Origin of the sequence: Hoeflea sp. CAU 1731 (assembly GCF_039888615.1) — a bacterium.
In the GTDB taxonomy this organism is placed as follows: domain Bacteria; phylum Pseudomonadota; class Alphaproteobacteria; order Rhizobiales; family Rhizobiaceae; genus Flavimaribacter.
Map to the genome: position 1 here is coordinate 16,804 of NZ_JBDQQS010000022.1, position 20,299 is coordinate 37,102.

A 20,299-nucleotide genomic window follows, 5' to 3' on the forward strand; every position below is an offset into this window, starting at 1 on the left:
AAAGGTTAAACAGGTCCTCGTTGACTTCAGCAAAACGCAATCCTGGTTTGCGTAGCGGCGCGAGACATCCCGATTGGTTGCGCGGCGCAATCCGCCGGCCCCTGAAGAGTTTCACCCGAACGCCCCCGGATTATTTCGAGCGTCGATGATCCATTGGGCGTTTCTGAAATTGCGCCAAAATACGGGTGAACGGACGCAGGTCGGTAAAACCGCCCGTTGCGCAGTCGGCAATGACCCGCGCTCCACCTCAAACAGGCAAACCAGAACCCGGCCAATTCCCGGAAAATACTTGTCGATCAACAACAATGTTTTCACGCCGTCCGGCTCTCCTTGCAAAAGTCAGAACACGCATATCCGTCGGGACCACTGTGCGGGCGGCAGTCCACGAGCCACAATTGCCATTACTCTCCGTCTGATTGTATTCTGGGCGCCTCGGTCATTCCGAAAAAACCAAAATCTCTCGCACGGAACGCTCTCCAACAGAACGAACCAACCGATGGATTCTCTATTTTTCAGTGTTTTTCTGACGCAATGATCAAGGTCACTTATTTTAAATAACATATACACCAAAAAAATCATATAAGTCAACTTTTAGTTGCTTTATTATCGTGCATATCTGGCCTGATCAAAATCGTTCGGGACTGGAGACACCTTTCGCCCGCCAAGATCCCGCATGACCTGGCGTCTCCTGCAGCTTACGCGGTTCAGTGTGACCGAAGCCAAATTCGGCTTCTTCCTTTTTCTAATATTTTCTGATACTTATATTTTTATTCAGAGTAACAACCACAGCGCTTCCCTGGTCCGCTTCTCGACTGTCACAGCTCGCCCGGCGCCAGAACCGCGTAAAAGCCGGCTGTCACGTTTCGATCCCGTCGTCCCTTCACTGCCGGTCTGCAAGCTGCAACACAATTTGAAGTTCACAGCGATGGCCGAATAAAATTAAATTCCTGATTGCACTGTTCCGGGTCGACTCCAGTTCATACTACCCTTTCCGACTGGATGACGCTCATTCTCCATCCAATCGGAATCTACGACTGTCGAAGGGGCTTTGACGACGCTTTGCTGTCCGGCGCGACGCCTTTTCATGATAACCAGGCGCCCCATATTATCATACGCCTACCAATGGTAGCAGCATTCTCCGAAATTACCGATCCCACACTCCCGGTTCAGAAGTCCCGATTCCCACCCGGGTTCCAGTTTCATGCTCCCTACCGGAGGCTAGCGCCCCAGGAAACAACGGCCTCCGCGCCTTTTCAAGCGATCTTTTCGGCGGCGCCTCGCTGCAAAGATACATTCTTGCAAGGCTTTTCCGATTTTCCTTGGCTGCTTCCATGTCCAGAAGCATCGCGGCGCCGAAACCGGCGCCCGGAACCAGCACATCATCCCTCCACACCTTGAAACCCATGGAGGCGTAGAGCGAAAGAAACCTCTGCTCATCATCGGCGGCGCGCGATGCCGCGGTATCGATAAACACCCATCGGATTCTCTTTTCGTTCATGGAACGGGCGGCGGCGAGAACCAGTTCGCTGAATACGGGTTTTGACCGCCAATCTTCACGCACCATGGCCCGCGTGACCACGCCTCCTCTTTCCATAGTCAACGGGCTCACGTCGAGAATCCTGAATTCCGTGATACAAAAGTTCTGAACAAATCTGTCGAAACCATTGAAGCGTATCGACCCGATGACTTCATTGTTCCCGTCAAAGGCTGCGAAGTTCGTCGCGAACGTATCAATGGTATCTTTGAGAAACCGGTTCTTGTGATCGGCGACGTTCTCGAACAATCCCTTTTTCTCGACATATTCCGCGTATCGAAAACGGAAAAGCGCTTCCAGTTCCCAAGGCTCGCTACACTCCCTTACCGACCAGTCAGTGTTCATCAGCATTGTATTTCCTTCAGGCTGTGGTGACAGTTTGGCAATTGACTACGCAATAGCGAAAGCGGGCCGGCTTTAGGCGCCAGGCGGAAACACCTTCCTGCACGCGCCGGATGAGAACCGTGCGCAAACCGGCCAAGGTTCGCGCATCCGCTCCAGATCGAACTTGCTCGAACCGGTTGATCTCCAAAATGATAAAGCGGCGACGTGTCCCGGTTTCCACGGTTGGGCCCGCCAAGCCCCTGAAAACGTGGAATATGCTCGAACAGGGCAAGCGCTTCATGGCGCCTATCTTCTTGTCAAGATAATTCCTGATCATGAATCCGGATATCCTTATAACAGGAAACGAACTTCTTTAATTCACGTATATGCCTTAACTATATGTTTCCTATTTATATTTCTTACAAATGAAGCCTTTTATGCGTGCAGGTTCGCTTTCGCCAACCGGGGCGAAGTGCGTATTTCTTGCATGTATAAAATCCAGACGCATGCCCGCAAAACAATTCAGCGAGATTTCATGCATCTTCGTAGCTGCTGCGCCCTGTACATATCCGAAAACGGTTCAAACACTGCGTTCGAAACATTTTTCAGAACGAGTTAATTAAATCATTTTCTATCTATGGATGCAATAGACATCCACCCAAAGATGTAATGAATTTCTATCTAAGGCTGAAACAAATTTTCATCCACAGCCGCGATAAAGTAAATGCAGCAAAGATACTGATACTTGACAGGCGTCAACAATCCGCCTGGCGGCGGATCAGCGCAAAATGCGTTCTCCAGCGCCATTCCTACCCAGTCAATACAATTCATGCACAGTAACTCGCCTCGTTCCCACAACGAAAACACCGCGGCGATCACCGTTTTGACCGTTGGGCCAAAGCCGTCCCTGAAAGGGCTTGAAAAACTCGAAAGCGAAAAACACTCTCTTGAGTTTTCACCTGCTCAGGAACGGCTTTGTCCAACAAAGCATCACCTCTGCTAACCAGAGGCTGCCTGGAGGCATATTACCATTGAGTAAATACAACCTAGCTATTTAATATACTTTCTTCAGTAAATTCTTAGCTGACATCGATGGGCGCTTCGAGTTATGCCAACTATGCTATATAGACTGCGTAGTATAGTTTGATGATGCGGTTTCTGCTGATTTTAGTCCATGGACAGACGTATCATACACCTTGGAAGATCGTATCATTGTGCTCAATTAATACATACCATTAATTGAATTTTATAAAAATAAACATCTTAAAATTGAAGTATGCGCTCAACACTATTTGCATCTGCCGTCAATGCGAGGTCACTGCGACACGGTCCGCACAAGCGTAAGGATGAAGCGACAGGGGCGATTTCGCGGGAGCCATACGTCAGGCGACGCTGTAGCGATTGAACCCTCACCGGTTAACCGACGACCTCCCCGTGCCTGATCTCGTAGTGACCGTCATCCGACCAGCGCCCCTCGAACTCCGACGCCGGAAACGTCCGGTCGGCGCCAACCATGATGCGATCGCCGTCGATGCGAACCTCTGACGGATGCAGGCGGAAGCGGTTTGCGTAATAGTCCTTTACGGCGATCGATTCACAGAGTTCTTCCGGGGATATGGAGCCATCGACGGGAAGTCCGTATAACGCTTCCAGCGTGCCCGGCAGCCAGTTCGTCAGGTTGACCAGTTCGCGGTCCACGATCGCGCCGTCGTTGCTGATATCGGCGACCGACCAGCTTTCGACGAACTTGTTGTCTTCCGCAAAGGCGCGCCTGACGGTCGGATCGAGCTTGCCGTAATGACCGATGGGCAGGAGCACCTCGATCATTGTCAGCTCCAGGATGACGACGCCGTCCATCTGCGCCTGGATCTCCATCTTGATCGTGCGGGGCGTCGGCATTCCCGCAGCTCGCGTGAAGACGTCGATGCGGCCTTCTGCCGGCAGCGGACCGTAAAGCTGCAGCTTTTCGATACGATAGGGGAAAGCCGCCATGTCCCTTGCCGCCTCGCCGAACCAGAGCGCCGGCTGCAGGTGGGGAAAGCCATGGGCAATGCCGTCCAGCAGTATCGCCGGGTCGCCGTCCGCGCGTTTGAGCGCATCGCCAGCATCGATCCAGAAACGGGATTCCGTTTTGGCGCGCGCTAAATCCCGCGCAACCTGAAACGCCTCGAAATGAAACAGTTCGCCGGAGGCGTAGGGATCGATCCCCTCGCCGTCAATCGCCACATCCGTCCACGGCGCAGGGGCCGGGTCGTGCAAAGCGACGGTCGGTTCGCAAACCCGTCCAATGCGACGCTCCCGCTCTCCGTCCCGGCGGAAGAGTTGCCGGCTGATCCGTCCGTCCGGCATTGGGAACGTCTTCGACGTCAGCAAGACCGGACCCTGATCGAGACGCAACCAGCCGCTCAGTTCCAGATCTTCGAGCGCTGTCAGAGGCTCTGATCGCTTTGCATTCAACAGGTCGCCGGCGATCGCAAGCATCGGATACACGGGAAGGCAATAGGTGGGGCAGTGATCCTTCAACCAGGGCTTTTCCCGCAGATCGACCGTCCAGCCTGACAGATCGACGGCAGGGGCGTGATGCGCCGCGCCTTCAGGCTCGGGGCTTGCGCGCTCGGCGCCGGGCTTGGCCTCACAAATTCGAAGGGCGTAACCCGAAACCTCGTAAATTCTCAAACCATCGGCCCACAGGCTGCCGTTTGCGGTGACAAGAACCGTATCGCCTTCCTGCTCGACGGAGACGATGTCTATTTCGGTGATCACCTCCTTGTTCGTCGGAACAACCTGGCCCCGATATTTCCAGCCGAGCGTTGAACCGGCCGCCGGCGCCTCGAACCGCGGCGACAGAAAGTCGACGGTCAGACCCTTGAGATTGACAGCGGCCTTGAACAGGCTGAACAGTGCTTCCAGACCGAGCGAACCGGGCTGAACCGGATCCTCGTAGAAATGCGCCTTGAAGTACCAGCTCGAGGGATCGATCCGCTGGCGGCCGGTGACGCGTCCGAGCCCCGCCTTGCCGCCCCCGGGCCAGAAACCCGTCACGGCGTCGACCATGGCGAGCTTGCCGACGGGGCGTCCGGCGGAGACCCTGTCTTCGGCGATCGACGCCACGTCGACAGGACTGGGCTCCGCAAGGGCGGCGCGCATTACGTCCGTTACCGGAAGGCCCTTCTGGCTCGCGAGCGCATCGGCGGGGAAAAATCCGAAATCGGTCTTGAGGCTGAGGATCACGCCCTCGGCCGAGCGGCAGACGACCTCGTAGAAGACGATCGTCATCGGTCCGGCGACGACGCTCTTGGTGAAGGTCGCCTCGATGGTGAGCACGCCGGCGTCAGGCCGCACCTCGCGCTCCAGGAGGACGTCCGATCCGTCGAGATTGCGGAATTTCAGATCGCCGGCGAGCGCAAAGCCCATGTAGGAGGCAAGCCACCCGCAGGGCTGCAACAGAACTTCGGACAAAACCGAAAACGGCATCACGCCATTGCCGCCGTCTGCGAAGTACCAGGCGTCCGGCTTTACGTCGAATTCGGCGACGACCTTGCCGCCGGGCGTCGGCTTGCCCGGCTCGCAATCGGCGGAGACGATCCGGGAGACACAGTGATAGGGCGGTCCAGGCAGGCGCGGCACGCTGCTCTCGTAGTCGAAGCGCTCATACATCGAACCGAAGGCGTCGGAGGGTCTGCCCCAGGCGCAGGCGAGCAGGGCCCGGTGGTCGCCGGGCACGTCGCCGGTCGGCGATACGACGCGCGGGTCGGATGCGGCGTCATGCGCGGCTTCGCGGTGATAGAGCGGCCAGTCGCGCGCCAGCTTCATCCCGAAACGGCGGCACAGGAACACCTTGTGGCCGTCGCAGGACGCAAGAAGCGCGGCGTAGATGGTGGGTTCGTCCCCGTCGAAGATGTCTTCGACGAAGATTTCGTAGGTGATGGCGTGGGGCTTGTCGGGAATGACCTGCCCGCGGCATACGAACTTGAAGGCTTCTTCGGTGACCGGACGGAATATCCAGCCGTCGCGCTTTTGCGTGAAGCCGAGGGCCGCCATGTAGAACGCCAGCGTCTGGGTCGCGGCTTCCGCCATCAGCGTTCCTGGCATGCACGGATCATTCTTGAAGTGGCCGTCATAGAACCAGGCGTCGGTAGGCGCTTCGTATTCCGCCTTGATGTAGCCGCGCCCCCAGGGGCCTCCGGCGGGATCGAACGCGCTGACGTGATCGATCAGCTGCATCCACCCGGAGGGTATGCCGGGCGTGCGCTGATGGGCGGCCGCGAGTTCGAAACCGGCGCCGAAACAGGCGAATGCGTTGCCGGCCGCAAAGGCGCGCACGTCATCGTGCGAGAAGCTGCTCTTGGCGCTCGGGCATGGCGCGGGATCGAGCTTCGCGTTCTGAACAGGCGCGTCTTTCTCCGGCGACCAGAGGACGCCAGCGGAATTTGCGAGTTCCTCATCGGAGAAAAAGCCGGCCTGGCCGCTGCGCACGGAACTGACCAGACGGTCGCCGATGCGCGCGTCGTAGCGGAAGAAAAACAGCCGCGTATCGCCAAGCTTGGCGTGACTGTCGATGTGAATCTGGAAACGTACGGTGTCGTCGACCGTCGGGAGCGGTCCGTCATGGAAGGTGATTTCACAGCCGAGCAGCCGGTACACGCGTTCGTCGCGGTTGAGGAAATCGGCGCCAAGCCAGGAAATCAGCAGGAGGTCGGCCTGTCCGGATTCGATCAGAAGACCGGTGGGCATGTATCCGTGGTGGAGATACCAGGCGTCTCTCGTAATATCCGTTTCCGTCCAGCATACGCCCGTGCCCATGGACCCCGATTCGCCCGCCATGCCGAGGACGCGGTCGGCAAGCAGAAGCGGCGGTTGCGGCATACGGCATTGGCGCCTGTACCCGTCCTGCTGCGCAAACAGCGGGCCGAAGGCATTGGATATCTTGCCGCCGGCCAGGATTTCAAGCCGTTGGCGATCGAAAGCAGGCCCTTCCGGAGGGAGGATCTCGATTGGCGTCACGCAGCCCGGCGCCGCGTCGAAGCCGGATGTATTGGCCGAAGCGCTTACCGGTTTCGGTGGTTTCGGCGCCCCTGCCGCAGCCGCCTCAGGCGCGCTGGTCTTTTCCGACGCCGCCGGCCTGTCGGCCACTGGCGGTGTTTGCTGTGGAACAGGGAATGTCATCTGCAAACCGACCGGCGGCGCAAGATAGGGCGGAAGCGGCATGAACTGCATATACTGCGCTGTCTTTTCCGGTATACGGCTCATGTCGCTGTCCCTTTTTCGATACTGGCCAATCACTTCGGTTTCCACGGGCGGCAAATGTGTGCTGATCGACAGCTTTCTGTCGTCGGCTTCGCCGTCTTGCCGGGCAGTTCTTTCGCCTCTCAGGCGCGCAAGGCGCGCCGACAGGCTGCTCAGGTCGACCGGAAGGCCGGCGGCGAAAAGCATGCCGGCGGCTTCGGTCAGTTGCAACAAGCTGTCGCGGTTCCGGCTGTCCATTCCGACCACCCGATGCGGCTTGTCGCCGAGCGTCGCCTTGATCGCTGCCTTCATTCCGCTGCGCGGCCCGATATCGACAAATACGCGGACGCCGTCGTCCCAGGCCTTGAGAACTGTCGGGCGGAAGTCGATCGGGTTGACGCCCTGGTCGCGGAAGCACCGCGCGAACGCGTCGCTGTCCTGCTCAACGACGTCGTGGCGCGCGTTGAAATAGAAGCGCATGGCGGAATTTTCGGTCACTGGACGCGTGTGGGCGCGCAGGTAGAAGTCGCCGATGTCGTGTGCGAAATGACCATGGAAGGCGAGATTCGTGTCCGAGCGCACGACATTGGCGTCAGGCAACCGCTTCAGGGCCTGCGCGCAGTCTTCTGCGCTTCCGCCAATCATGCACTGGTTCGGGGACACGACGATCGTGACCCAGCAGCGCGGCAAGTCTTCGACCGCCGCCTCGACCGAACTCACCGGCGCGAAGATCTCGTAGTTCTCCCATTGAACGGGCTCTCCGGCAGGAAGGTCCCACTCCTTTGCGATCATCTGGTGGTTGATCGCCAACTGCTCGTAGAAATCCTCGGCTTCGAGGTCGTCCATAATGGTTTCCGGCGCTTTCCAAACATCGTTGGCGACAAGCATGTTGCCCTCGCCGATGGAAACGCCAAGCGCAGCATTCGGGATCACGCCGAGATGGTCGCGCAGGATACGCGTATTGAGCGTCGCCACCAGCGTCGTCGCCGCGGCTTCGAAGAGATAATCGGCAGCCGTGACCGGTCTGTTTCGATACTTTGTAGCGCGGTCCAGACCGGGGGCGTGGGTCGCCTCCAGCGCTGAAATGATTTCGGGAAACGCCACGCCTGAGGCTTCTCCCATTCCGACATAGGCGGCGGCCGATCCAGGATAGACGAATGCGATTTCGCCTTCGACGGCGCTGTCACCGAAAGCAACGCCCGGTCCGACGACAGGGCGTCCCTGCTCGATCAGGCCGATCACGACCGCAATCTTTCGCTCAAGCTCCTCCCGACCTGGCGCGACGATGGAAATCCGCACTTTACCGTCGACAGACTGCGCACGGCTTGCCAACGCCGCCTTCAGCCCATCGAGATCATCTGCGGCCGCGAAGAACATATGCGGTGCATCTGGTTCCAGGCCGAAACCGGCGGCTGCGCCGATATTGGAGAGCGTCACCGTCTGCGATTGTCCCGTGAAGGACTGGTTCGAGATAGACTGCGGATGGGTCTGCACCGATATCCCGGGCTTTTGATCCGCAATTTCGGCGCGGGACGTGGCCTTCGCCAGAAGACAGGCCATGTCAAGAATGGAGTCGACTGCGTGGGCGTGACCAAACGGATGTCCGTCGCCAGAAGCAGGCTTTTGCTCGTCCTGAGCCCGTCGCGCAGATGCGACATCCAGCTCCGCCAGAATGGGATCGCCAGCTTTCTCCGCGTCGCTGCGCCGTTTGAGAACGAAGACGACCGCAGCGTCGCCGGATTGCCGCTTCGACGCCGGCAACACGGCCTCCGCCGCGAGGTCGTCCACCGTCGAGCGGGAGAAGTCGGCGGCGCCCGCCAGAACAAGGTCGAGTTCGCCGGACTTGAGCGCCCGGCTCGCAATCTCCAGGGCGCATGCGCCGGACAGTTCCTCGCTGGCGACTGTATAACCGAGGCCACGCCAGTCGAACTGGACGTTGATCCGGTTGGCCGGCAGGTTGGGCATGCTGCCCATCACGTAATTCTGGCCGGTCAAGCCGCCGATCGCGTCAACCAGTTCCTTTTCCTGATCCGGGGTCGGCTGCACGCCGGCGCGCTCCAGAACCGCTCCTAGGCGATAGCGCAGACCCGGTCGGGCTGCGTCGATGTCGCACGACATGCCGATCAGCGCTCCGCAACGCTCTGCGGCCGCCTCCCCGACGCCTTCCATCGCATTGCGACTGGCGGCAAGGATGGCCGTCTGCTGGGCCAGACTGTTCTTGAGGTCGTTTGGTGGAAATTTCAGGCCTTTCAAGACCGTTTCCGTACTGTCGACAGAGTTTGCAGCTGAGACATCGCGGCCGCCAAGCACAGCCGAAAGGTCATCCAGGTCGTTCACGCCTCCGGCGATGACGCCGACGCCGCAGATGACGACCGGGTCGTCGGAAACCGGCGGGACGACGGAATAGACGGGCCTATCGGGCCTGTATTCTTCGAGGATGAGATGGGCGTTGTTTCCGCCAAAACCGAAATTGCTGATCCCGGCGCGGCGGCCGTCGCCTTCGGGCCAATCTTCCGTCGATTTCAAAAGCCGCAGGAAGGAACCCTGGAACTCGTCTATCGGATCCTCGGCATGGATGGTCGCCGGACGCTTGCCGCGCCGCATGGCCTGCGTGACCTTGATCAGGGCGCCGGCGCCAGCCGCCGTGATCAGATGACCCAGATTCGACTTCAGCGATCCGACCGGCAGGTCCCCGGATCCACCGAACACGGCCTGGGCGCTCGTCAGCTCAATCCTGTCTCCGGTCGGCGTGCCGGTCGCATGGCACTCGAGCATCGATATCGTCGACGGCGCAATGTCGGCCATCTCGTAGGCCCGTTTGATCGCCGAAATCTGTCCGTCGCGATCGGGCGCGAGCAATCCGCCGCGCCGTCCGTCATTGGACAGACCGACGCCGCGGATCACGCCGAGAATGTCGTCCCTGTCGGCAATGGCGTCGTCAAGTCGCTTGAGCACGAGCGCCGCCGCGCCTTCCGCTGGCAATAATCCGTCCGCCTGGCGACTGAAGGGAGAGCTTTTGCCGGTCTTGCTGAGCGCCTTGATCTCGGAAAAGCCGAGGTGGAGGAAAATATTGTCGGTTCCCGAAATGGCGCCGGCGATCGCAATATCAGCCGAGCCGTTCTGCAGATAATCGCAGGCGATCTTGATGGCGTAGAGCGATGAGGCGCAGGCTGCGTCGAGGCAGAAAGCCGGACCGTCTGCGCCGATCGCGCGGGCAAGCAGATGCGCCGGACGACCTGAAGAATACCGGTTCGCCCAGTATCGGCGTCCTTCCGGCGTATCGCCTGGCACGCGCGACGCCAAACCCAACGGCTCTTCCAGATAGACCCGTTGGGCGATTTCGACGAGGCTGGCGGAGGGGTAGGAATTGTTGCCGAGAACGACGGCTGACCGCCGACCGGCCAGATCATCGATGCGCGCCTGGCGCATGGCCTGTCGCGCAGCGTCGAAAAGCCATTTGACTGAGCGGTCGAGAGTGGCGACCTCATCCTGCGGGATGCGGAACCCGGACGTGTCGAACATCTCGTCGAAGCCGGTGATAAAGCCGCCCCGCTGCGGGACCTGGCGCGATCCGCTCCGAAAGGCCTCGCCATCCGGCCCGATGATCTTGTCGGGTTCAACAGGCCACGCGGTTTTCGGCGCAGGGGTCGTCAGGTCGCGTCCTTGCTCCACGGCCTCCCACAGCGCATCCGGTGAAGAGGCGCCGGGGAGGATGCACCCCTGTCCGACCAGCGCGATTGGAACAAAGGACATCCGAATTCCCCTCGCCCCCGGTTTCAGGCCGCTTCGGTCAGCTTTGCCGACATGTCTTCAGAAAGACCGGCGAAGACGACTTCCGGATGCCCGTCGGGACTGTCGAGAGCCTCGCGAACGAAGGCTTCCGTGCCGACATGCTCCGGTATGATCTGGATGCCGCGCTCTTCAAACGCCGCGCGAATGCCATCACTGACCATGCCACCGTCCCAAGGCCCCCAATTGATTGCGACGACGAAACAGTCAGGCCGCGAATTGCGTATGGCCCAGGCAGTTCTGTTGAGCGCTTCGTTGGCCATTGCATAGTCCGCTTGTCCGGGATTGCCGAACCGGCCTGCAATGGAGCTGAAAAGGGCAACGAATTTCAATGGGTCCATCGAACAACCGGCGAGCAGGGCGTGAATGCCTCTGACCTTTACGGTAAAGACCTTTTTGAACTGCTCCTCGGTCTTGTCCTTGATCAGCTTGTCGGCCAACTGGCCGGCGCCGTGAATGATGCCGCTGATCGGTCCCCACTTGCTGCGGACAACGGAGCAGACATGCATCACGGCCGGCATGTCGGCTACATCGACAGGGTAGTATTCGGCCTCGGAGCCCGCATTTCGGAGGATCGCGAGATTGCTCCGGATTTCCCGGCTCGCGATGATCCGGGCAGCCTGGCTGGAAATGGATTTCAGCGAAACCTTCCTTCCCTCTGCGGCTGCCATCCGCGACAAGTCTCCGCGGATCTGTTCCTCTGTGGCGGTCGGCGAAATGCCCGCCGGCGTATCAACGAGCGGGGAACGCCCGAGCAGCGCGAACTTCAGACGCTTCTTTTTGGCGAGTTCGATGACGGTTTGCGCCGTAATGCCGCGACCGCCGCCCGACACGATGACGACCGAGCCTTCATCGAGCATCTGATGCTGCGAAACCTCGTCCGTCGCGGGTTCGAGGACGCATACCGGAACGAGGCGGCGACCGTCGGATGTCAGTCCAACCTCGACGTCCTCCCCGCCTTGCAGGATTTCCTCGATCAGCTTCTGAACCGTATCGGGATGAAGATTGCCGTCCTCATCATGACGCCGCTCGATGTCGATCGCCTTGCAGGACGCATTCGGCCATTCGTGACGCGCCGTCTTGACCAGGCCTGTCAAGCCGCCCTTGCTTGCGCGGTAGACGTCCTTCATCGTTCGTCCGAAATCGCCTCCGGTGTCCTGGAGCGTGATGAATGCGCCGCCTTTCGTCGAGAACTCCGGCGCAATTTTCGAAGCGGCGCGCAAGGCTGCTAGATGCACATCCTCTTTCGACAGGTTCTCCGACAGGCCGCTTGTAACGATAAGGGTGTCGAATTTATCCGCTTCGTCCGGATGGATGATCGAAACGTCCAACCCATTCTTGCGCAGCCCGGCCGCCAGAGCATCGGCTACCCGTGGCTCGCAGTTTGTGAGAGCAATCCGCTTGTCGGGTCCAAGCCATCGACTTTTTTGCCGGCTGGCCTGTTTGTGCTCCAGTTCGACGCGTTGCCGGTAAAGACCGGACCCTGAATAATCCGACTGCCCCAGCGTGACTTTCGTCGCTTCTTTTGCATCGCTCACCGATACGCCAAGCGGCGCGGCAGAGCCAATTGCGGCTGCGATCTGGTTGAGCGTTCGCAGTTCGGACAGACGCGAGGGCTCAATTTCAGGCATGTCGGGCATGCGCTCGCGCAGGGTCGAGAGAACCTCGACCTGCTTGATGGAGTCGATGCCGAGTTCGCCTTCGAGATCCATATCGAGGTCGAGCATTTCAGCGGGATAGCCCGTCTTCTCGGAAACGATGTCGCGAACGATGGCGCTGATATCACCGACGACAGGCATGGCGGCGACAGGCACGGGCGCTTCGACTTGCGGCGCAACCTCTGCGGCGGGCGCTGTCGCTATGGGGGCGACCTCCACTGGCGCCGGCGCGGCAGAGCCGATTGCAGCAGCGATCTGGTTGAGGGTTCGCAGTTCGGACAGACGCGAAGGCTCGATTTCCGGCATGTCGGGCATGCGCTCGCGCAGGGTCGAGAGGACCTCGACCTGCTTGATGGAGTCGATGCCCAGTTCGCCTTCCAGATCCATGTCGAGATCGAGCATTTCGGCAGGATAGCCGGTCTTCTCGGAGACGATGTCGCGAACGATGGCGCTGATATCACCGACGACGGGCATGGCGGCGACAGGCACGGGCGCTTCAACTTGCGGCGCGACCTCTGCGGCGGGCGCCGGCGCAACAGGGGCGACCTCCACTGGCGCCGGCGCGGCAGAGCCGATTGCAGCAGCAATCTGGTTGAGGGTTCGCAGTTCGGACAGACGCGAAGGCTCGATTTCCGGCATGTCGGGCATGCGCTCGCGCAGGGTCGAGAGGACCTCGACCTGCTTGATGGAGTCGATGCCAAGTTCGCCTTCGAGATCCATGTCGAGATCGAGCATTTCGGCAGGGTATCCGGTCTTCTCGGAGACGATGTCGCGAACGATGGCGCTGACATCACCGACGACGGACGCAGGCGCGGCTGCGACAGGCGCTGGCGCTTCGACTTGCTGCGCAACCTCTGCGGCGGGCGCTGTCGCTATGGGGGCGACCTCCACTGGCGCCGGCGCGGCAGAGCCGATTGCTGCGGCGATCTGGTTGAGGGTTCGCAGTTCGGACAGACGCGAAGGCTCGATTTCCGGCATGTCGGGCATGCGCTCGCGCAGGGTCGAAAGGACCTCGACCTGCTTGATGGAGTCGATGCCGAGTTCGCCTTCGAGATCCATGTCAAGGTCAAGCATTTCAGCAGGATAACCAGTCTTCTCGGAGACAATGTCGCGAACGATGGCGCTGACATCACCGACGACGGACGCAGGCGCGGCTGCGACAGGCGCTGGCGCTTCGATTTGCTGCGCAACGATCTCTGCGGCGGGCGCTGGCGCCACGGAGGCGACCTGTGCTGGCGCGGTCACAGCGCCTCCGATTGCAGCGGCGATCTGGTTGAGGGTTCGCAGTTCGGACAGACGCGAAGGCTCGATTTCCAGCATGTCGGGCATGCGCTCGCGCAGGGTCGAAAGGACCTCGACCTGCTTGATGGAATCGATGCCGAGTTCGCCTTCCAGATCCATGTCGAGGTCGAGCATTTCAGCGGGATAACCAGTCTTCTCCGAGACAATGTCGCGCACGATGGCGCTGACGTCATTGGCGACCGCAGCCGGAGACGCGGCAACGGGCGCGGGCGCCGGAGCTACGGGAGCAGGCGTCGCTGCGACAGGAACAGGCGCAGCGGGAGGCGTCGGCGCCGCTAGTGGCTGCGCCACAGGTAGAACCGCAGATTGACCTGCAGTCGTTTGCACCGTTTCAGTCGTTCCAGTCACTTCCAGCACTGCGCTTTCCTTCCGTACGGGCGCTTCTGCCTCCCGCTTCTCAACTTTCGGCGGATAGGGTTTCCGGTAGTTCGCGCCATTCAGATAAAGGGCGTGTTTCTTCGGAACGGGCAGCGGCGCCGGCGCCGGCGCCTCCTTGAAGAGGAAGTCGGTCTGGACCGGCAATCCCGACACACACAGTCTGCCGACGGCGCGCATCAAAGCCTTCATTCCGTTTTCGCGCCCATCGTCGAGCGCCACGCTGACATGCGGTTTGTCGGCCAGGATCTGGCCAATCAACTTGGTAAGGACGGATTTCGGGCCGACTTCGATGAATGTCCTCACGCCGTCCGCATGCATGTGCTCGATCGTTTCGCGAAACCGGACCGGTTTCGCGATCTGTTCGGCCACGATTTCAATGATTGACTCCACGTTGCTGGGGTAAGGCGACGCCGTTGTGTTCGCATAGACGGGAATGGAAGGTTCATGCACGCCTTGACCGGCAATGACGGAATGGACGATCCGCGCCGCGGCCGCGACGATCGGCGAATGAAACGCCGTCGATACCGGCAACTCCCTGACTTGCAGCTTCATCGCCACCAGCCGCTCGGCGACTACCGCTAAAGCAGCTTTTGTTCCTGACAGGATCACTTGCCCGGGACTGTTGTCATTCGCAATGACCACCTCTCCATTGGCCGCCGAAAGAACCGGTTCAACGGTTTCCTTGCCCGCCATGACCGCAAGCATGCCAGCGTCGGCGCCGCTTGCGACCTGGGCCATTGCTCCTCCACGGCCGTGCGCGATCTTGACGACCGAAGCTTCATTGAAGACACCGGCGGAATGAAGCGCCATGAGTTCACCGAAACTGTGACCGGTGACGACCGCTGGCAGGATTCCGAGACCGGCAAGCACCGACATGTGTGACAACGCCATGGCCGCAATGGCCGGTTGGGCGTTTTGGGTCGCCGTCAGTCGCTTGAGCTGGTCTGCGCGTTTTGCGTCGTCGAAGGGTTCGGGGCAGAAAACCACCTTCGATGGCAGTTCGAGACCTTCAGGCGTCGCCGCGTCGGTGTGTTCCCATGCTTCACGGGCACAGTCGAACTGCATGGCGAGGTCGCCGCCCATGCCGAGATACTGACTGCCTTGCCCCGAGAAGACGAAGCCGATTTGGCCGGGTTGGGTCGGGCCGGTTTCGAAAGTTACGTCAGGCGTGGAAAAGGGCTTGGCTTTTTCGACAATTGGCAAAACAGCGCCGACCGTCTGTTTCAGCTCATCGAGAGAGGACGCGACGATGGAAAGTCGGAACTGGTCCGCTGCCTTGAAGGCGTGCAACGTTTCCTGAGAATGATGCGGCAGGTCGGCGTCGGCGGCTATGGATGCGACGCGCCCTTCGATGCTTTCGCGCAAACTTTCCGCAGACGAGGCGGAGAACAGGAAAAGTTCGGCAGGCGAAGTCCGGTATTTGGCGGGGCGTTGTCCCGCGCCCGTGTATTCTTCGAGAGCGACATGGAAATTCGAACCGCCGAAGCCAAAGGAACTCACGGACGCCCGACGCGGCGGCTCCCCTTCCGCCTTGAACCACGGCAAGGCTTTCGTGTTGAGATAGAAGGGCGAGTCCTCTATTGCGAGCTTGGGATTAGGCTTGTTGATGTTGACTGTCGGCGGCAGAACCTTGTGATGCAGCGCCAGGACGGCCTTGATAAGTCCAGCGGCGCCGGCCGCAGACTTGGTGTGTCCGATCTGGGATTTCACCGATCCGAGCGCGCACCAGGCTTTGGAGCCATCCGCTGCGGCGTTGAAGGTTTCTGACAGCCCGTTAAATTCCGCTGCGTCCCCGGCGCGCGTGCCGGTGCCGTGCGCTTCGATGAGCTCGACAGTCCTCGGGGAGTACCCCGCCATTTCGTAGGCGCGTTTCAAAGCCAGAGCCTGCCCGCCGGCGCGCGGCGCATAGACGGCGGTTCCCGAGCCATCCGACGATGATCCAATGCCGCTGATGACGCCGTAGATCGTATTGCCGTCGCGTTCCGCGTCCTCAAGCCGGCGCAGCGCCAGAATGCCACAGCCCTCGCCCATCAGCGTTCCATCGGCGTCGTCCGAGAATGGCCGGCAATAGCCGGTCGGCGACATCGCCGGAGTCTTCGAAAAACACATATACATGAATATGTTGTTGAGTGCGTCGGAGCCGCCCGTCAGAACCAGATCGGAATCACCGAGCCAAAGTTCCTGCATCGCGTATTTGACGGCGGCCAACGAGCTGGCGCATGCAGCGTCGGCGGTCATGTTCGTGCCGTTCAGGTTCAGACGATTGGCGATGCGCCCGGCGACCACATTGCCGAGAAGTCCGGGGAATGTGCTTTCATTCCACTCCCCGTAGTGGCTCGAAATGTTCTCTGCGATCCGACCAGCCTCGTCTTCCGATATGCCGGCTTCCTTCATGGCTTTCAGCCATATCGGGCGGTTCAGTCTGCTGGCCATGTCTCCGATGAGTTCAGTCCCTGCGGCGACGCCGAGAATGACGCTGGTCCGGTCGGTGTCGAACTTGTCGAAAGAAGTTCGCGTAGCCTCAGCCAACACCCGTTTGGCGACGTAGAGCGCGATGAGTTGCACCGTGTCAGTCGTCTGCACCACCGCAGGCGCAGTGCCAAACTCAATTGGATCAAATGCAAACGATGGAATGAAAGCGCCGCGCTTCGAGTAGGTCATGTCCGGCGTTTTGGGATCCGGATCGTAGTAATCCTCAACGCGCCAATGGGTTTCCGGCACGTCGGACGTAACGTCGCGCGCCTCGAGAATATCGCGCCAGTAGCCTATGTCCGTGCCGCGGCCCGGGAACATGGAGCCAAGCCCAACAATTGCAATCGGTGTGTGCAGTCTCGTTTTCTCGCTGGACATTTTGATTACTCCTGTTGAACTAACTTTTTGTCCGGCCTTATCGAATGAGCGTCAGCCGTCGTGGTGAGAACGTTAACAATGCAGAGGGCATTTCGACGCCCGCCGCCCTTAGCTGGTGCATTCTGGTGACCACGCATGCGCCTTCCAGCAGGTTGAGCGCCACCTGACCGACGGTCCGGTTTTCCATTGGCTCCAGGAAAGAGCCCCGGACCCAGTCGTTGAAGGATCCCATCGCCGGCCCGCACCAGATCTGATAGTCGATGCGTCGGTCTTCATTTCCTTCACGCGCCCACTGCGCCCCCATGAACAGGTAGCGGCGGAACACCAGCGCCAATTGTTGTTTCGGATTCGTATCCGCCATCTCGGCAAGAGCCGGATTGGAGTCGGCGTAATGCGCGCGTGTGCGGGCCCAGGCCTGGGAAAAACTCTCCAGGAAAATCTGACGTTCGAGCCATTGCTGATCTTTTTCAGGCAAATCGCCGAATGCGTCGTAGCGGCGGTAGATTTCATAAAGTCGCTGCGCCTTGACGGGAAACATGGATCCTTTCTTCAGCACCTGGACCTTCACGCCTCTTTCGAACATGTCGGCGGCCGGCGCCATCATGACGTCGGCGAGATCGCAGTCAGCAAGAAGCTGCTTTCCCGATTCAGAAAGTCCGGATTCGACGCAGGCCTGGTTTACCGATCCTGTCAGGACGTAGTCAGCCCCCATCTGGAACGCGCTTGCCACAGCCTCCGGCGTTCCAAGACCGCCGCCTGCGCCAAGGCGAACGGGTCGATCGAATGCGTGTTTCTCGACAAGGCTGTTCCTCAAGGCGGCAATGGCTGGGAAAAGAGCCTGAAGTGGACGATTGTCGGTATGTCCACCAGAGTCGGCTTCGACGGATATGTCTTCGGCCACCGGCAACCGGCTTTGAAGTTCTGCCTGGAGTTCGGTGATGCGACCGGCCGCCGCCAGTTCACGAAGAATATCGGTCGGCGGCGGCGCCATGAACTGGGCGGCCACCTCCGGCCGCGAGACCTTTGCAAAGACATGATTGCTTCTCTCGATCTCGCCATTCGGATTCAGCGTCAGGCCATTGGCTGCGTAACGCACGATTTCTGGAGAAAGCTTCATGAAAGCCGACGCCGAGACCCTGGAAACCCCGTGGTCGAGATACAGATCGACGACCTCGCGCTCACGTTCGGGGCGGTCCGGCGCGTGGATGAGGTTTGATCCCCAGGGCGCGCCAGCGTCGACGCCGGCTTTGATTTCATCGAGGGCTTCTGCGATTACGGGCGGCCGCAAGCCGGCTGCGCCAAAAAACCCCAACAATCCGTGCTTGCTGGCGGCTACGACCATCCGCGCAGTCGTAATCCCGCGCGCCATCGCTCCGACGACATAGGGAAAACGACAATTGTGGGCCGTGGTGAAGTATCGACCCCCAAGCCACTCCGGATATTGCGTCGGCAAAACGGCAATCAGTGAAGCGTTGGCGTCCATTGCGGACGGCTCATGCAAGGCTTTGGCGGAGGCTTCTACAGCTTCGGCATAGACTTCATTATCCTCCAGACCGACCGCAAATCTGCCATGAGACGTCTTGAAAACCCCGACAGGCTTCCGAAAGTTAACAATGTCTGCAATTTTTGGGTGCAACAGCGCCTTGATCCCAAGACCGTCTTTTACATCCAACTCCAGTTGATCGGCGTCTTTGTAGCGCCCGCCCTGCGCTTTATCAAAGTTCTTATTCAAATGCGTCTCAGCCTCCAGTTATATTACCTGGGCGCACAAGTATCTAAACTCCATAAATATACAATATATGGATTATTAATCTATTATATTCACCGTCTTCATATATAATGTACATGTTAATTCCTGTTTTAACAAGCACTATAAATGCGATTCTTAGTTGTTTATTAATCCTTGAAATTTGCATAAAATTTTATAATTTAACTTATTAAGTGTATCGAGTCAACTCAATCAACCATAAATTTGTCACCTCCCCCTACCCGATCATACCTATTCAGTGACTGGCCTTTGATCGGCGCGCATATTCACGAGAGCATATCAACGCGCCTGCATCGATGAATTGCCCGTAAAAGGGCTGGGTAATTTCCCAATGAAAGCAGGAGGTTGGATATCTCAGTTTTTTGACTGGGCCACCCAGCGCACTTAATGCCGTAAGAACCAAATGGATATATCTCATGGTCTACGACTTGGCCTCTGGCCGGGACGGAGAGATGCGCATGCGATCGAAAATCACGCGGCTGGCGAACGAACAGCCTGGCGCTGTAATCCGGAAACAGGAACCCGGGATCACTCCATAAACGCCAATTCTCTACGATCGACACATTGACGCCTTACCCGTAAAAATTGATACCGGGTATTTCGTCAGGCTGCATGACGCCCCAGTCCTTTCATCCGACCCACGATAACCATTCTCTCTTGGTCCGATCTCGGTTAAAGCTCTCGCATAATGCAAAGAGGAAATCCGGCCATGTCTGAACCCGAAACACCGACGCTCGACGCCGGTGCGATCGAAATCCTGAAAAAGGTCACGACCGCCACCCTGACGACGATCCTTTTGAAGAAGGGGTTGCGCAATGTATGGATGCGCGGCGCAATGCCATTGCGACCCGACCAGGAACGCGTGGTGGGACCCGCTTTCACCTTTCGCTTCGTTCCGGCCCGCGAGGACCTGGCGACACCGGCGAGCTGGGGCAGTCCGATCTCGACGCGGGCGGCGATCGAGGCGATGCCCGAGGGCGCCTTCGCGGTCATTGACGCAATGGGGATTTCCGACGCCGGCGTGTTCGGAGACATTCTGTGCGCCCGCATGGTCAAACGACAAGCAGCCGGCATGGTGACCGACGGCGTTGTCCGCGATCTGGAAGGCGTTCTGGGAACCGGACTTCCCGTCTGGTGCCGGGGCGCCGCCGCGCCGCCCTCGGTCGCCGGTCTGACTTTCGTCGGCTGGGAAGAGACAGTCGGCTGCGGCGGGGTGTGCGTGATTCCCGGCGACATCGTGGTGGCCGACCGGGACGGCGCCGTGTTGATCCCGAAAGCCTTTCTCGGCGACATTCTCAAGGAAGCGCCCGAACAGGAGCGTCTGGAAGGCTGGATCGTGACGGAAGTCGAGCGCGGAGAAAAACTGCCGGGGCTCTATCCTATGAATGACGAAACCCGCGCGCGCTACGAGAAATGGAAAGAAGGCGGGCATTAGCCGCTTCGCGCCGCAAGCTGACCCACTGTCGGACA

6 protein-coding genes are annotated in these 20,299 nt (G+C 59.4%); 2 read left to right on the forward strand and 4 right to left on the reverse strand.

What is annotated here, in order from left to right; genetic code table 11:
- The first annotated feature begins 673 nt into the window (after positions 1-673).
- On the forward strand, positions 674-937 hold the full coding sequence (locus tag AAFN47_RS24815; protein ID WP_499811959.1) for a hypothetical protein: 264 nt from the start codon (positions 674-676) through the stop codon (positions 935-937).
- Between the two features lie 207 nt (positions 938-1,144).
- Here AAFN47_RS24815 and AAFN47_RS24820 read toward each other — a convergent pair whose 3' ends face one another.
- The 4 genes from AAFN47_RS24820 to AAFN47_RS24835 form a co-directional block, all read right to left on the reverse strand.
- Positions 1,145-1,885: a hypothetical protein gene (locus AAFN47_RS24820; protein WP_499811960.1), complete on the reverse strand. Its 741-nt coding sequence runs from the start codon at positions 1,883-1,885 to the stop codon at positions 1,145-1,147.
- A 1,389-nt stretch (positions 1,886-3,274) separates the two neighbouring features.
- Positions 3,275-10,837, reverse strand: coding sequence for a beta-ketoacyl synthase N-terminal-like domain-containing protein (locus AAFN47_RS24825; RefSeq protein WP_499811961.1), 7,563 nt, complete (start codon positions 10,835-10,837; stop codon positions 3,275-3,277).
- A 23-nt stretch (positions 10,838-10,860) separates the two neighbouring features.
- Positions 10,861-17,061, reverse strand: a complete 6,201-nt coding sequence (locus tag AAFN47_RS24830; RefSeq protein WP_499811962.1) for an SDR family NAD(P)-dependent oxidoreductase — start codon at positions 17,059-17,061, stop codon at positions 10,861-10,863.
- A 37-nt stretch (positions 17,062-17,098) separates the two neighbouring features.
- Positions 17,099-18,793, reverse strand: coding sequence for a PfaD family polyunsaturated fatty acid/polyketide biosynthesis protein (locus tag AAFN47_RS24835; RefSeq protein ID WP_499811963.1), 1,695 nt, complete (start codon positions 18,791-18,793; stop codon positions 17,099-17,101).
- Between the two features lie 745 nt (positions 18,794-19,538).
- On the opposite strand from AAFN47_RS24835, the gene AAFN47_RS24840 reads away from it, so the two are divergent.
- On the forward strand, positions 19,539-20,264 hold the full coding sequence (locus AAFN47_RS24840) for a ribonuclease activity regulator RraA (RefSeq protein WP_499811964.1): 726 nt from the start codon (positions 19,539-19,541) through the stop codon (positions 20,262-20,264).
- Positions 20,265-20,299 lie beyond the last annotated feature (35 nt).